Raw genomic sequence first — 15,007 nt, 5'->3', positions numbered from 1 at the left:
CCCCTGGTTCCTGTACCTGATCGAATGCCGCAATGGCGCCTGGTACGCCGGCATCAGTCCGGACGTGGAGGCGCGCTACCAGGCCCACCTGGCCGGCAAGGGCGCGCGCTATACCCGGGCCAATCCGCCGCTGCGCCTGCTCGGCAGCCGCCCGTTCCCGGACCGCGCCAGCGCCTCGCGCGCCGAATGGCAGATCAAGCGCCTGCCGCGCGAACGCAAGCTGGCCTTCCTGCTGGACGGCATCGCGGCCGCCGCCGCGGGCTGAGGCTCAATCCGCGCTGGAGGCGGCCGGCTCCAGCCAGCCGTGGTAGGCGATTACCGGACCCAACAGCGGCAATGTCACCTCGACATGGAAGCGGTAGCGGCCATCCTGCTCCCATTCGCGCACCCGCATCCCGCCGAACAGCCGGGCCGGCAGCGGCAGCAGGCCCAGCAGGCCGACGCGGGCCACGTTCCAGTAGATCGTGCCCTCGGCCGCATGCACGGCGAAGCGGAACTGCAGCGGTCCCAGCCGCTCTGCCAGCAGGCCGCCGCGCCGCCGCAGGCGCGTGGCCATGCGGTGGCTGCCGAAATGGCGACGCCAGGTCTCCGAGCCGGGGTCGGCGCTGAGCTCCAGCCGCAGCGGTGCCTGCTGCATGGCCGGCGGCATGCCCACCAGCCATCCGCACAGGCGGGCGAGCAGGCCACGGCCACGTTCGATGTCCACCTCGCCCGCGAACGCATCCTGGCCGCGGACCGAATGCAGGCTGCGCAGGCTGTCGGGAAGATTGAAGAACGGCGCGCCCAGCAACTGCTGGAACACCGTGGGCTCGGCGGCCGTGGACAGGGGAAAGGGTCGTGTGGCGGCGCCGGTCATGGAAAGGGGCAGGCACGGACTGGCGGGCAGGATACTCCCGCCCACCGGTCCGTGCGCCGCATCAGGGATGTGCCAGTGCCTTGCGCAGCGCGCGCAGCTGGCCCTTCACCGCGGCCTGCTGTTCCGGGGACAGCCGCATCAGCGCCTTGTGCCCGACCGAGGCCGATTCCAGATCCGGATCGACGTAGCGCCAGCGCCCACGCTCGTCTCGCACCAGTGCCGCCTCCGGCTGCGGGGCGGGCGCCTGCAGCAGGTGGTCGATCACCTGCACCAGGCGGTCGTTGAAATAGGCATCGGGGCCGACGATCTCGACATAGGCCTCCTGGAACAGCGGGTAGAAGCGACGGTACGCGCCGGCAACGCGCTGGGCGTCGGCACCGGCCAATGCGGCCACGTAGGGCGCGTAGCGCGCGCTGTTGGCCACGCTGTCGGCGACGGTGGCGCCCTCACCCTCGACCACCTCGTACTGCCCCGGCACCTGGCGCAGCGCCAGGGTCGAGGCCTGGATGTGCGGCGCGGTGAGGTTGTCGATCATCACCACCAGGCGCTGCACCACGTGCTCGCGCAGCAGGATGCCCAGCACCGACGGATCGCCGGCCAGGGCCTCCAGTTCCTGCAGCACCGTCGCGTCGCTGTCGGCCAGGGCGGGAATCGCCGCATCGGCCGCATCGGCCGGCGGCTCGACCGGATGCTGGACGCCTGGCGGATCGGCTTCGTCCTCCAGCGGCGGAGGCGGCAGTTCCGTACCGGCGGCGGGCATGGCGGCCGGAGCCGCCACCTGCGTCTGCACCGGCGGCTTGGGCCGCAACAGGTACCAGCCAGCCGCGGCCACCGCGACGGCCACCAGCAGCCAGGGCCAGCGGGCCGGCCGGTTGCGTGCTTGCTGCATGTCATCTCCTTCTGCGTCGGACATGCAGAGTGTGACCCGCGCCGGTGGCGCGGGTTCCCGCCGCTGGTCGGATCAGGGCGCGTCGCGCGCTTCCTGTGCGGGCGGACGCTGCAGCGAAAGCAGGCCCAGCAGCAGCGCCAGCACGACGTAGGCCGCGGCGAACTGCCAGGCGATGGTGGCGCGCACGCCTTCCAGCGCCCACGGCAGGTAGATGCCGCCGCGCGGATCCACCGAATGGATGACGCCCACCAGGGTCAGCAGCGCGGCCAGCAACAGCACCGCGGCGGCGCGGAGCGGACGCTGGTCCACAAGCGCCACCAGCGCGGTACCCCAGAGCATCGCGGTAATGATGAAGCCATTGCCCAGGGTCACGATCGTGGCCAGGTCGGCCAGGCCGTGGCCGTCGCCGGCCTCGTACAGCGCCGCGAACGTATCTGCCGGGATCCAGGCCGGATTGCCCAGCTTGATCACCAGCAGGTAGGCGATCGCCGGCAGGAACGCCAGTGCCACCGCAGGCGCATGCCGGCGGGGGCTTTCGTGGAAAGCCTGCAGGGTAATGTCCAGGCCGACGTAGACGATGATCGGCGCCAGCACCGCCACCGGTAGCCACTGCACCAGCATCGACACGTAGCCGAGGAACCCGCCCAGGCCGATGAACAGCCCCGCCAGCAGCGTGTAACCGTGGCGCGCGCCCATGTGCTTGTACGCCGGCTGGCCGATGTAGGGCGTGGTCTGGGCCACGCCGCCGCAGAAGCCCGCGACCAGGGTCGACACCGCCTCGGCCAGCAGCACGTCGCGGGTGCGGTAGTCGTCGCCTGCCGCGCGCGCGCTTTCGGCGACATTGATCCCGCCGACCACCATCAGCAGGCCGAACGGCAGCAGCAGCGGCAGGTAGGGCACGGTATACGGCAGTCCCGCGATGAAGCCGGTATTGGGCAGCGGCAGCACGAAGGCCAGCGGCTGCAGCTGCGGCAACTGGAATCCCGGCAGGCCGAGGCCGGCCAGGCCGAGCCCGTAGTACAGCGCGGCGCCGACCACGAAGGCGGCGAACACGCCGGGCACCCGCCACGGCAGCCGGCCCTTGCCGACCAGCACGTACAGCAGCAGGCCCAGGGTGGCGATGCCGACCACCGGATTGCGCAGGGTTTCGATCAGCGGCAGGAAACCCAGCAGCGCCAGCGCGGCCCCGCCGATGGAACCCAGCAGTGCGGCGCGCGGCAACACCCGCGTGACCCAGTCGCCGGCGAAGGACAGCACCAGCTTGAGCAGGCCCATCACCACCAGCGAGGCCATGCCCAGCTGCCAGGTCGCCATTGCCGCCGCATCGGTGGCCATGCCCTGCCCCGTGAAGCCGGCATAGGCAGGACCCAGCACCAGCAGGGCCATGCCGATGCTGGTCGGCGCATCCAGGCCCAGTGGCATGGCAGTGACGTCGTCGCGCCCGCTGCGCAGGGCCAGGCGCCGCGCCATCGCGGTGTAGACCAGGTTGCCGACCAGCACGCCCAGCGCGGTGCCGGGGAACATCCGGCCGAACACCACCTCCGCCGGGAACCCGAAGATCCCGACCAGCGCGGCGGCGATGAAGCCCAGGATCGAGAGATTGTCGACTACCAGGCCGAAGAAGCCGTTGAGGTCGCCGGCGACGATCCAGGGCAGGCGGCGTTGGTTGGCGGGAGCAGTCGGCATCGGCGGTCTTCGGTTCGGGTGGCAGGAAGCGGGCCGGCACGGAGGCCGGCCCGCGGAATGGCTTTGACGAACGGGGCGGCGACGCCCGCCGCCCCTGCGTTCAGAACCGGGTGCGGAACTCCACGCCCCAGGTACGCGGCTCGTTGAGGAAGCCGGTGAGGTTGTTGAAGTCGATCGCGCCGACGATGCGCTCCTGGTCGGTGATGTTGCGGCCGAACAGTGCTACTTCCTGGTCGCCCTGGTTCCACAGGTAGCCGATGCGCAGGCCGCCTTCCAGCGAGGACTTGCCGCGGAACTCGCGCGACTCGTACAGGAAGAAGTTGACCTCGCTGCGATAGGCCCAGTCGGTGAGGAAGTACAGCTCGCCGCCGGCCAGCGGCACCCCGTAGCGCGCGGTGAGGTTGTGCACCCACTCCGGCGCCTGCGGCAGCGGGTTGCCGTCGATGAGCGCGCGGCCGGAGGCGTCCAGCGGGTCGGTCACCGTGCAGGCGGCGCACGGCGCCACCGCCAGGGTGTCGTCCTGGATCTCGGTGTCGTTGTAGCTGGAACCGAGGGTGACCAGCAGCTGGTCGGTCAGGTAGGCCTCCAGGTCCAGTTCGAAGCCCTGGCCGACGGTGCGGTCGGCATTGAGCAGGGTGGCGATATTGCTGCCGCCGCCGACGGCGATGATCTGCTGGTCGTCCACGGTGTAGCGGAACAGGTTGAAGCCCACGCGCGCGCGGCGGTCCCACAGGTCGGCCTTGATGCCCGCCTCCCAGGAAATCACCTCCTCCGAATCGGCGGTGGTCACGCCGCCGTTGGGCGCGCCCGGATCGGCGAACAGCAGCCGGCCCTGGATCGACGGGGCGCGGAAGCCCTTGGCCACGCGCGCATACAGGTTCACGTCCTCGTCGAGCGCGTAGACCGCGCTGGCATCCCAGCTGACGTCGTTGGCATCGGTATCCACGCGGTAGGGACCGCCCACCGGCGCGCCGAAGGGCGCCGCCTCGATCACGCTGGCGGCGAACTGCTTCTCGTCCTGGGTATAGCGCAGGCCGGCGCGCAGCTTCAGCCTGTCGGTGGCCTGGTACTCGCCCGAGGCGAACACCGCCCAGGCCTTGTTCTCCTGCTCCTGCACGGCGAAGCCGGCCTGCGGGTTGCCGGGCGCCAGCGAGTCGTAGTTGAAGCCGTGGATGGTGATCTCCTCGCGGTACCAGAACAGGCCGGCCTGCCAGTTGAACGGGCCGTCGTTGTCCGACTCAAGGCGGAACTCCTGGGTCAGCTGCTCGTGGTCCGGCAGGCCATCGGCCGACTCGGAGGCGAAGGGAATCACGCCGGGGCCGGAATCGGGCAGGAACACGGCGCCGTAACCCCCGTCGATGTCGCCGCGGTTGAGCGACTCGGCGGTCTCGTAGCCGGTGATCGAATGCAGCACCAGTCCGTCGAAGTCCCAGCGCAGGCGCGCACTGGCGCCCCAGGTCTCCAGGTCGGAGAAGTTCACGCCGTCCAGCGAGACCTTGTCGCGGTCGAAGCCCTCGGCGAAGTCGTTGGTCCCGGGCCGGATGATGTTGCCGCGGAACAGGCGCGCGGTGCCGTTGAGGTCGCGCCGGTGCAGGTTGAGCAGGGCCTCGAAGGCATCGCCTTCGTACAGCACCTGCAGGCGGACGGCCGATTCGTCGTAGCCCTCGAAGCCGTCGTTCGGCGCATCGGCGAGGGTGTTGTCGACCCAGTCGTCGCGGCGCTGGTAAAGGGCCGACAGGCGCGCCGACCAGCCCGGGGCCAGCGCACCGCCGACTGCACCCTCGAAATTCACCATCTGGTCGCTGCCAAGGCCCAGCTTCGCGTAGCCGCCGAACTCCTGCGACGGCCTGACCGACTCGAACTTGACCACGCCGGCGGGGGTGTTGCGTCCGAACAGGGTGCCCTGCGGCCCGCGCAGCACTTCCACCCGCTCCAGGTCGAACAGGGGGAAGCCCTTCAGCAGCGGGCTCTCCTGCACCACCTCGTCGTACACGAGCGACACCGGCTGGGAAGCGTTGAGGTCGAAGTCGGTGTTGCCCAGGCCACGGATATAGAAGCGCGGGAAGGCGCGGCCATAGGACGACTCGATGTTGAGGCTGGGCACGCGCGCGGACAGGAAGCGGATGTCGGCGCCGCCGGAACCGAGCACCTCCAGCCTTTCCGCATCGACGCTGGTGATCGACACCGGCACGTCCTGGATGTTCTCGACCTTGCGCTGCGCGGTGACCTGCACCGCATCGAGGGTGGAGGCTTCCTGGGCATGCAGCGACGGGACGGCCAGCAGCAGGGCGACGGCGGTGGCCAGGCGGGTTCGCCGGGCCTGCGGGACGTGCGACGGATTCATCGAATGGCTCCTCGTGGGGTGGAGACGGGACGGTCGTACATCAGGCTGGACCGGCGACGCCGGTTCAGAAGGAAACCTCGGCCGGCTGCAGGGACCACAGGACCGACTCGTGTCCGGTGGACTGCTTCCATGCCAGGCGGATGGCGTCGATGTCGGTGCGGCGCCCGGGCGTGTCCTCGTGGAGGATCACCAGCACCTTGCTGCGCAGGCGGTGCGGTCCGGCCTCGCCGCGGAACAGCCACTGGCCGTAGCCGTCGAGCACGGTCAGGCCGTCGGGGAAGCGCGGCGTGACCTCTTCGTCCAGGAAACGACGCCAGCGCGCCTCGTCGATCGCATCGGCCTGCGGCCGGTCGGACGGGGCGTCCTCGCGCCCGACGCCGAAGTACAGTTCGCTGCGGACCCATCCGGAAGCCTGCGCCGCGCTCAGCGCATCGCCCTGCAGGCGCGCGCCGGCGGCCGGCGTGCCGGCGCAGCCGGGCAGCACCAGGGCGAGCAGCAACGCGAGGCAGGACAGGCGGCGATGCATGGCGGGCTCCAGGGGCGCGCGAAGCGTGGTCGGGCTCATCCTGCGACGGAAATACCCCGGCGTCATGTGCCGATTCCGACGGCATGCCTCGCCCGGGCGAACGGCGTGCCTATCCTATCGTTGCACCCGGAGGCACATGAAGCCCAGGCACGCATGCCAGCCCTCCCCAGCCGCCCAGCGCTCGCCACCGCCTCGCCCTGGCCACCTGTACCGCATGGCCGCAGGCCCCGGCGCCGGCGGCCACCACCTTGACCAGGTCATCGTCACCAGCACCCGTGCAGCTGCCCGTCCGGCGAGCTGGGCATCGCACGGCGGGCGCTGTGCCCCCGCTCATTACCCGCCAGTCCAACTCCGGCGGTGTCGACCACGTACGCGCGGCGCAGCGGGTGGCGCTCGATCCGGGCTACGTGCCGTTGGGGGTCAGGGAAAGCAGCACGCCCACCGATGCGGCACCGCGCGTGCGTGCCCTGCTCGGCGCCAGCCCGTCCGGCAGCCGCCGGGCCCCGCCGGCACGACTGCAGCGGCGCAGCCACGCGGGTGTTCGACTTCGGCGGCGGCTTCGAGCCCGAGCAGCGCCATGGCGCCGGATGGCAGCTCGATGCCGGGGCCGGATACGCGCTGACGGCGCGCTGGAGCATGGCCCTGGGGGGCGCCAACCTCGCCGATGCATACCCCGGCCGCTGCAACGAGGACATCCACTCCTTCGGCAACGTGCCCTACGACGTGCTCACGCCGCTCGGCAGCAACGGCCGGCACCTGCACGGGCGCGTGCGCCACGCGTCCTGAGCCGGCGCCCCCCCGCGGGGGCGGCATCCGGCCCCGACCTGCCGCTCACGGGCACATCGTGCACAATGGGTGCATGGTTGACGAGACACCATCCCGTCCATCACCGCCGCCGCTCGGCGACGACTGTGCCCTCTTCCTCGACGTGGACGGTACGCTGGTGGAGTTCCAGGAGGACCCCGCCGCGGTACACCTGCTGCCGGACGTGCGCGAGGCCATTGGCCGCCTGAGCCGGCGCCTGCATGGAGCCCTGGCCCTGGTCAGCGGGCGCCCGCTGGCGCAGCTCGACGCGCTGTTCGCGCCGCTGCGCCTGCCGGCGGCCGGCCTGCACGGGCACCAGTTCCGCCATGGCGGCGACAGCGAACCCGACCTCCCCGACGACACCTCGGCGCTGCTGCATGAACTGCACTGCCAGGCGGCGAGGATGGCGGCCACGCGGCCGGGCGTGCTGGTCGAGGACAAGGGCGTCAGCCTTGCCCTGCACTGGCGCGCCGCGCCGGAGTTCGGACCCGAGGTCGCCGCCTTCGCGCGCGCCCAGATAGGAAACCTTCCCGGATACAGGCTGCAGCCGGGCGACCACGTGGTGGAGTTCGTCCCGGCCAGCAGCGACAAGGGCCAGGCGCTGGAGCGGATGATGGCCCAGCCCGCGTTCCGCGGCCGGGTACCGGTGTTCATCGGCGACGACCTGACCGACGAGTACGGCTTCGCCGCGGCCAACCGCGCCGGCGGCTGGAGCGTGCTGGTCGGCGACCGGGAGCCAAGCGAGGCGACCTACGCCCTGCCCCGGACCAGGGACGTGCACGCGTGGCTCATCGCCAATGCGGCACAACGGGAGGTCAACCTGCGGTAGCTGCGTCGCCGCGAACACGGGATACCTGCATATGGACATCGACGTACACGAGGCCAACCTCGAGCTCGGCGTGATCGGCAACGGCAGCTTCGGCGCGCTGGTCGACAAGCGGGGCCGGGTGGTGTGGAGCTGCCTGCCGGCGTTCGACGGCGACCCGGCGTTCTGCGCCCTGCTGCAGCCGCGGGAGCAGGAGGGCGGCGACTTCACCATCGAGCTGGAGGAGTTCGAGCGTTCCGAGCAGCGCTACGAGCCGAACACCGCGATCCTGCGCACCATCCTCCACGACCGCCGCGGCGGCTCGCTGGAGATCGTCGACTTCGCCCCGCGCTGGCGCCAGAACGGGCGTCTGTACCGGCCGGTGTCGATCATCCGCCGCATCACCCCGCTGTCCGGCAATCCGCGCATCCGCGTGCGGCTGCGGCCGCTGGCCGACTGGGGCGCGCGCGTGCCCGAGTCGACCTGGGGTAGCAACCACATGCGCTGGCTGCTGCCGCAATTCACCCTGCGCCTGAGCACCGACGTGCCGGTGCGCTTCGTGCGCGACGGACTGCCCTTCGTGCTGACCCACCGCATGCACCTGGTGCTCGGTCCCGACGAGCCCATGGGCCGCACCCTGGTCGGCTACGTCGACGAGGCCCTGACCCGCACCCGCGAGTACTGGTTCGAGTGGGTGCGCTACCTGTCCATCCCCCTGGAGTGGCAGGATGCGGTGATCCGCAGCGCGATCACACTCAAGCTGTGCCAGTACGAGGACAGCGGCGCGATCATCGCGGCCATGACCACCTCGATCCCGGAGGCCCCCGGGACGACCCGCAACTGGGACTACCGCTACTGCTGGCTGCGCGACGCAGCCTTCGTGGTGCGCGCGCTCAACCGCCTTGGCGCGACCCGCACCATGGAGGAATTCCTGCGCTACATCTTCAACCTCGCCAGCCACGACGGCAGCCTGCAGCCGCTGTACGGCATCGGCTTCGAGGACCGCCTGGACGAAGTCGAGGTGCCGTCGCTGGCCGGCTACCGCGGCATGGGCCCGGTGCGCCGCGGCAACCTGGCCTGGATCCAGAAGCAGCACGATGTCTACGGCAGCGTCGTGCTGGCCTCGACCCAGCTGTTCTTCGACCAGCGCCTGGCCGATCCCGGCGACGAACACACTTTCGCCCGCCTCGAGCCGCTGGGCGAGCGCGCCTTCGCCCTGTACGAGGTGCCCGACGCCGGCCTGTGGGAGTTCCGCGGCCGCGCCGAGGTGCACACCTACACCGCGGCCATGTGCTGGGCCGGCTGCGACCGCCTGGCCAAGATCGCGGCCCAGCTGGGACTGCAGGAACGGGTCGACTACTGGCGGCTGCGCGCCAACACCATCCGCAAGGTAACGCTGGAGCGGGCCTGGCGCCCGGACGCCAACCACTTCAGCGCCTCCTTCCAGAGCGACTACCTGGACGCCTCGCTGCTGCTGCTGGCCGACATCGGCTTCATCGAAGCGCACGATCCCCGCTACGTGGCCACGGTCGAGGCCATCGGCCGCGAACTGCGCCATGGCGACGGCGTGTTCCGCTACGTGGCGCCGGACGACTTCGGCGCGCCCGAGACCAGCTTCACCATCTGCACCTTCTGGTACATCGACGCGCTGGCCGCGATCGGGCGCATGGACGAGGCGCGCGAGCTTTTCGAGCGCGTGCTGGCGCGCCGCAACCACCTGGGCCTGCTCTCGGAGGACATGGCCTTCGAGGACGGCGAGGGCTGGGGCAACTTCCCGCAGACCTACTCGCACGTGGGCCTGATCATCGCCGCGATGCGGCTGTCGCGTTCCTGGCAGGAGGCCTCATGAGTCGTCTGGTCGTTGTTTCCAACCGCGTCGCCGTGCCCGGCGAGAACCGCGCCGGCGGCCTGGCCGTGGCCCTGCAGGCGGCGCTTTCCGAGCGTGGCGGCATGTGGTTCGGCTGGAGCGGCAAGACCGTGCGCGGCGACAGCGGCGAGCTGCACGAGCAGGAAGCCGATGGCATCCGCTACGTGACCATGGACCTCAATCGCGCGGACCTGGACGCCTACTACAACGGCTTCGCCAACCGCGCGCTGTGGCCGCTGTTGCACTTCCGCCTGGACCTGGTCGACTACGACCGCGCCACCCGCGAGGGCTACCGCCGGGTCAACGCCATGTTCGCCGACCGCCTGGCGCCGATGCTGCGCGACGACGACACGGTCTGGGTGCACGACTACCACCTGATCCCGCTGGGCGCGCTGCTGCGCGAGCGCGGCGTCGGCTGCCGGATCGGCTTCTACCTGCACGTGCCGGTGCCCTCGGCCGACCTGATGATGGCCGTGCCCGACCACCAGCGCCTGTTCTCGCCGCTGTACGCCTACGACCTGCTCGGCTTCCAGACCCAGCGCGACAACGACCGCTTCCATTCCTACGTACGCCTGTACGGCGGCGGCCGCATCGTCGGCCCGGGCCTGCTCGAGGCGCCGGGTGGACGCCGCTTCCGCACCGGCGCGTTCCCGATCAGCATCGATACCCCGGAAATCGCGCGCCAGGCGGCGAGCGCGATCAACAAGCCTGCGGTACGCAGCCTGCGCACCAGCCTGGAGGACCGGCTGCTGGCGATCGGCGTGGACCGGCTGGACTACTCCAAGGGCCTGCCCGAGCGCTTCCACGGCTTCGAACGCTACCTGCAGCGGCACCCGGACCAGAAGGGCACCCTGACCTACCTGCAGATCGCGCCGCTGTCGCGCGCCGACGTCAGCGAATACCGCACCCTGCGCAGCCAGCTGGAGCAGATCGCCGGGCACATCAACGGCGGCCACGCCGCGCCCAACTGGACCCCGCTGCGCTACGTCAACCGCAACTTCCCGCATGCCACCCTGACCGGCTTCTACCGCACCGCACGGGTTGGCCTGGTCACCCCGCTGCGCGACGGCATGAACCTGGTGGCCAAGGAATACGTGGCCTCGCAGGATCCTGAGAATCCCGGCGTGCTGGTGCTGTCCCTGCTGGCCGGCGCGGCGCAGGAGCTGAAGGAGGCGCTGCTGGTGAACCCGCACGACCTCGACGGCGTGGCCGACGCCATCGCCACCGCCGCGACCATGCCGCTGGCGCGGCGCAAGGAGCGCTGGAACGCGATGATGGAGCACCTGCGGAAGCACGACATCCATGCCTGGCGCAAGGAGTACCTGGGCGCCCTGGAATCCGGCTGACAGGCTGGCGTCAGCTTTCCCCGGCATCATGGCAGGTTCGCGCGTGCGGCCTGCGGGCCACGCGCGTGTACATCCTTACCGTACGAGGCCCTCCCCATGCGCCATGCAAGCTCCCTGATCCTGATCGCTTCCCTGTTGCCCCTGGCAGCGCCCGCCCAGGAGCTGCCCCGCCAGCCTGAAGGCTGGACCGGCACCGGCGAACTGGGCCTGGCGATGGCGCGCGGCAATTCGCGCTCGGAAAGCCTCAATACCCGGCTGCGCTTCTCCCGCGAGCAGGAGCGGTGGAAGAACGGCTTCGCCCTGTCGGCGCTGCGCTCGCGCGCCGAGGTCGAGAGCGACACCGACGGCGACGGCATCGAGGAGCGCCGCTACGAGACCAGCGCCAACCGCTACGACGTCTCCGGCTCCAGCGCCTACCGCTTCAACCCGCGCCACCACCTGTCGGCCAACGGCCGCTACGAGCACGACGACTTCTCCTCCTACGACTACCAGGGCACGGTGGCCATCGGCCTGGGCAGCCGTTTCATCGACAACGAGCGCACCAAGCTCACCGGTGAAATCGGTCCTGGTTACCGCCGCGCGCGCACCGCGCTCGACGGCGAGGTGCAGAGCAGCCTGATCGGACGCGGCCTGCTGGACCTGCGCCACCAGCTGACCGGCAACACCGAACTGTTCAACACCCTGCTGGTCGAGTCCGGAAAGGACAACACCTTCGCCCAGAACGACTTCGGCGTGTCGGTGGCGATGAACGAGCGCTTCGCCCTCAAGGCCGGCCTGCAGGCGCGCCACAACACCGAGGTCGAGGATCCGGCGACCCGCCGTACCGACACCCTGAGCACGGTGAACCTGGTCTACAACTTCCGCTGAGGACGTGGCCGCGCCGTGCGTGCACGCGCACGGCGCGTCAGGCGGCGGGTTCGATGAAGACCAGGGTCGCCAGCCGGCCGGTGCGCTGGTCGCGCCGGTGCGAGTAGAAGCGCGCCGGATCGCTGATCGTGCACAGGCCGCCGCCATGGATCGCGTCCGCGGCCAGGCCGGCGGCCCGCAGGCGCAGGCGCGCCAGGGCGTAGAGGTCGACCTTCCAGCGCCCGGGCCGGGTGGGCGCGAATGCGGCTGCGGCCGCCGGGTCCTGCCCGACGAAGGCGTCGTGGACCTCGCTGCCGATCTCGTAGGCCCGGGGTCCCGCCGCCGGCCCCAGCCAGGCGCGCAGGGCATGGGGCGGCGTACGCATCGCCGCCACCGTCGCTTCCAGCACGCCGGCCGCCAGGCCGCGCCAGCCGGCATGGGCGGCGCCGACCTCGCTGCCGTCCCCGGCCGCGAACACCACCGGCAGGCAGTCGGCGGTCAGGATCGCCGCCACCGCGCCTGGCACCGAGGTGACCGCCGCGTCCGCCGCGGGCTCCTGGTCAGCTGGCCGCGGCCGCGCCAGGGGGGCATCCAGGCGCAGGACCGCGGTGCCATGCACCTGGCGCAGCCAGTACGGATGCGAAGGCAGCTGCAGGCGCCGGCGCAGTTCCTCGCGGTTGGCGGCGACCGCGTCCGGGTCGTCGCCATTGCGCGCGCCCAGGTTGAAGCAGTCGAAGGGCGGCCGTGACACGCCTGCGCCATGGCGCAGGCTGGTGAAGGCGCGCACGCCCGGCGGCGGCGGCCAGTCGGCGGGCAGCACCGCATCTTCCGCCGCTTCGATCCCCGCCTCCGCCATCGCGCCCTCCATGTGTGGCCGTCCTGGTCCAGCCCGCGGCGTCACCGCCGCTGGCTTTCCTCCCACTGCCGGGTGTCCTCGCGCAGCACCCGCAGCAGGTCCAGCATGTCCGCCGGCAACGGTGCCTCGACCCGCACCGGTTCGCCGGTCACGGGGTGCTGGAACTCCAGCACCTCGGCGTGCAGCGCCTGGCGGCCGAAGCCGCGCAGCCGCTCGACCAGCGCGTCGGTGGCGCCGCGCGGCAGCTTCAGCGGGCCGCCGTACAGCGGATCGCCGACGATCGGGTGGCGCAGGTGCTGCGTGTGCACGCGGATCTGGTGGGTGCGGCCGGTTTCCAGGCGGCACTCCAGGGCGGTGTGGGCGCGGAAGCGCTCGCGCAGGCGGAAGTGGGTGACCGCCTCGCGGCCGTCCTCGCGCACGGCCATGCGCAGGCGGTCGCGCGGATGACGGTCGATCGGCGCGTCGGCCGTGCCGCCGGAAACCAGGGCGCCGACCACCACCGCCACGTACTGGCGGTGCACCTCGCGCGCGGCCAGCTGCGCGACCAGCCCGGTATGCGCCTGCAGGGTGCGGGCCACCACCATGACCCCGCTGGTGTCCTTGTCCAGGCGGTGGACGATGCCCGCGCGCGGCAGCGCGGCCAGGCCCGGATCGCGGTGCAGCAAGGCGTTGACCAGGGTGCCGTGCGGGTTGCCGGCACCGGGGTGGACCACCAGCCCGGCCGGCTTGTCCAGCACGAACAGGTGCTCGTCCTCGTACAGGATGTCCAGCGGGATGTCCTGCGCCACCGCCTCGGTCTGGACCTCGGCCACGGCCGCCAGGGTCACGGCCTCCCCGCCCTTGACCGGGTCGCGCGGGCGCGCGGGCCTGCCGTCCAGCAGGGCGTCGCCGGACTTGATCCAGGCGGCCAGGCGCGAGCGGGAGTATTCGGGGAACAGTTCGGCCAGTACGGCGTCGAACCGGCGGCCGGCGGATTCGTCGGGGACGATGGCCTGGAGGGGAGCGTCGGAGGTATGGGACATCGGGGGGCTTCAGGTGGGGTCCGGGCAGGCGAAGTCAGTCGCCGGACAGGCCACTAGGCTATCATCGGCCCTTCCGTTTTCCCCGGCATGTCCTCCCCGATGGCCCTAAGCCCCCGTTCCAGCTTCCCCGTCACCCTGCGACTGGTGGCCCTGCTCGTGCTCGTGGCCCTGCTGGCCACCGGCTGCGGACGCAACAAGACCAAGAAGGACGCCGACGAAGGCCGTCCGGTGGCGGAGCTGTACGAGAAGGGCCACCACTACATGGAGCGCGGCAACTGGGCCGGCGCCGTGCAGGTGTTCAAGCGCCTGGTGGCCCAGTATCCGTACGGGCCGTACACCGAGCAGGCGATGATGGAAACCGCCTACGCCCAGTACAAGGCCGGCAGGCACGACGAGGCGGTGTCGAGCATCGACCGCTTCATCCGCACCTATCCGACCCACCGCAACATCGCCTACTTCTACTACCTGCGCGGCCTGTCCAACTCCAACCGCGACGCGGTGTTCATGCAGCGGGTGTGGTCGCTGGACCCGAGCCGCCGCGACCTGTCCTCGCCGCAGCAGGCCTACGAGGACTTCAACACGGTCGCCCAGCGCTACCCGAACAGCCGCTACGCCGAGGACGCGCGCCAGCGCATGCTGGTGCTGCGCAACGTGTTCGCCCGTCACGAGATGGACATCGCGCTGTACTACATGCGCCGCGGCGCCTGGCTCTCGGCCGTCAGCCGCGCCAAGTACATCCTCGAGACCTATCCGCAGAGCGACTACCAGTACGATGCCGTCGCCGCCCTGGCCGAGTCCTACCGCAACCTGGGCCAGCAGCAGCTGGCCGACGACGCGGTCCGCGTGCTGCGCCTGAACGACCCGCAGCATCCGTACCTGAGCGGCGACTGGCCCAAGTACCCGTGGGCGATCCGCAAGCTCAACCCGTTCGCCGGCGAGCGCTCGCCGACCACCGGCCTGCGCGACGCCGAGCGCCGCTGAGCCGCCGGGGTCCGCAACGAAGAAGGGCGCATCCCCGGATGCGCCCTTTCTTTTGGTTCTTCACCCAACTCCGGGGAAGGCCGCCCGGATCTTGAGGAAGAAGTAGGCGTCATCGCGGAAGCCGTAGGCCATGCGCTTGATGACCTTGATCTTGTTGTTGATGCCCTCGACCAGGTTGG

General features: G+C 71.0%; 15 protein-coding genes. 7 read left to right on the top strand and 8 right to left on the bottom strand.

Annotated features, from left to right (window positions below; translation table 11 throughout):
- Positions 1–265 (top strand): GIY-YIG nuclease family protein (locus CSC68_RS15340; RefSeq protein ID WP_162204470.1); only part of this gene is annotated, 265 nt, incomplete at its 5' end.
- A 3-nt stretch (positions 266–268) separates the two neighbouring features.
- Here the strand turns inward: CSC68_RS15340 and CSC68_RS15335 are convergent.
- From CSC68_RS15335 to CSC68_RS15315, 5 genes are all read right to left on the bottom strand, one after another.
- Positions 269–856, bottom strand: coding sequence for a DUF4166 domain-containing protein (locus tag CSC68_RS15335; RefSeq protein ID WP_162204469.1), 588 nt, complete (start codon positions 854–856; stop codon positions 269–271).
- A 61-nt stretch (positions 857–917) separates the two neighbouring features.
- Complete coding sequence (locus CSC68_RS15330; RefSeq protein WP_162204468.1) at positions 918–1,745, bottom strand: DUF3014 domain-containing protein; 828 nt, start codon at positions 1,743–1,745, stop codon at positions 918–920.
- 72 nt (positions 1,746–1,817) lie between these two features.
- Positions 1,818–3,431, bottom strand: a complete 1,614-nt coding sequence (locus CSC68_RS15325; protein ID WP_162204467.1) for a hypothetical protein — start codon at positions 3,429–3,431, stop codon at positions 1,818–1,820.
- 100 nt (positions 3,432–3,531) lie between these two features.
- Positions 3,532–5,775: a TonB-dependent receptor gene (locus tag CSC68_RS15320; protein WP_162204466.1), complete on the bottom strand. Its 2,244-nt coding sequence runs from the start codon at positions 5,773–5,775 to the stop codon at positions 3,532–3,534.
- 64 nt (positions 5,776–5,839) lie between these two features.
- A complete protein-coding gene (locus tag CSC68_RS15315) occupies positions 5,840–6,301 on the bottom strand; it encodes a DUF3574 domain-containing protein (RefSeq protein ID WP_162204465.1) in 462 nt (153 codons plus the stop codon).
- Positions 6,302–6,838: 537 nt separating this feature from the next.
- On the opposite strand from CSC68_RS15315, the gene CSC68_RS15835 reads away from it, so the two are divergent.
- From CSC68_RS15835 to CSC68_RS15290, 5 genes are all read left to right on the top strand, one after another.
- Complete coding sequence (locus CSC68_RS15835; protein WP_211365774.1) at positions 6,839–7,087, top strand: hypothetical protein; 249 nt, start codon at positions 6,839–6,841, stop codon at positions 7,085–7,087.
- Positions 7,088–7,160: 73 nt separating this feature from the next.
- Positions 7,161–7,934, top strand: coding sequence for a trehalose-phosphatase (gene otsB / locus CSC68_RS15305; protein WP_162204464.1), 774 nt, complete (start codon positions 7,161–7,163; stop codon positions 7,932–7,934).
- Positions 7,935–7,965: 31 nt separating this feature from the next.
- Positions 7,966–9,759 (top strand): glycoside hydrolase family 15 protein, encoded by a 1,794-nt coding sequence (locus CSC68_RS15300; RefSeq protein ID WP_162204463.1) that lies wholly within the window; start codon positions 7,966–7,968, stop codon positions 9,757–9,759.
- Positions 9,756–11,123: an alpha,alpha-trehalose-phosphate synthase (UDP-forming) gene (gene otsA, locus CSC68_RS15295; protein ID WP_162204462.1), complete on the top strand. Its 1,368-nt coding sequence runs from the start codon at positions 9,756–9,758 to the stop codon at positions 11,121–11,123. Before CSC68_RS15300 ends, otsA begins: the two co-directional genes overlap by 4 nt.
- 96 nt (positions 11,124–11,219) lie before the next feature.
- Positions 11,220–11,990, top strand: a complete 771-nt coding sequence (locus CSC68_RS15290; RefSeq protein ID WP_162204461.1) for a DUF481 domain-containing protein — start codon at positions 11,220–11,222, stop codon at positions 11,988–11,990.
- A gap of 37 nt (positions 11,991–12,027) precedes the next feature.
- On the opposite strand, the gene pgeF is transcribed toward CSC68_RS15290, so the two are convergent.
- A complete protein-coding gene (gene pgeF, locus CSC68_RS15285) occupies positions 12,028–12,810 on the bottom strand; it encodes a peptidoglycan editing factor PgeF (protein WP_425501267.1) in 783 nt (260 codons plus the stop codon).
- Positions 12,811–12,866: 56 nt separating this feature from the next.
- On the bottom strand, positions 12,867–13,847 hold the full coding sequence (gene rluD, locus CSC68_RS15280; protein ID WP_162204459.1) for a 23S rRNA pseudouridine(1911/1915/1917) synthase RluD: 981 nt from the start codon (positions 13,845–13,847) through the stop codon (positions 12,867–12,869).
- 99 nt (positions 13,848–13,946) lie between these two features.
- Between rluD and CSC68_RS15275 the strand changes: the two genes are divergently transcribed.
- Positions 13,947–14,828, top strand: a complete 882-nt coding sequence (locus CSC68_RS15275) for an outer membrane protein assembly factor BamD (protein WP_162204458.1) — start codon at positions 13,947–13,949, stop codon at positions 14,826–14,828.
- Positions 14,829–14,888: 60 nt separating this feature from the next.
- Here CSC68_RS15275 and CSC68_RS15270 read toward each other — a convergent pair.
- Positions 14,889–15,007: transposase (locus CSC68_RS15270; protein WP_162202733.1), on the bottom strand; the 119-nt coding region annotated here is incomplete at its 5' end.

This window comes from Pseudoxanthomonas suwonensis (assembly GCF_010093235.1).
Lineage (GTDB): Bacteria > Pseudomonadota > Gammaproteobacteria > Xanthomonadales > Xanthomonadaceae > Pseudoxanthomonas > Pseudoxanthomonas suwonensis.
This window is presented reverse-complemented; position numbering and strand designations above follow the sequence as displayed.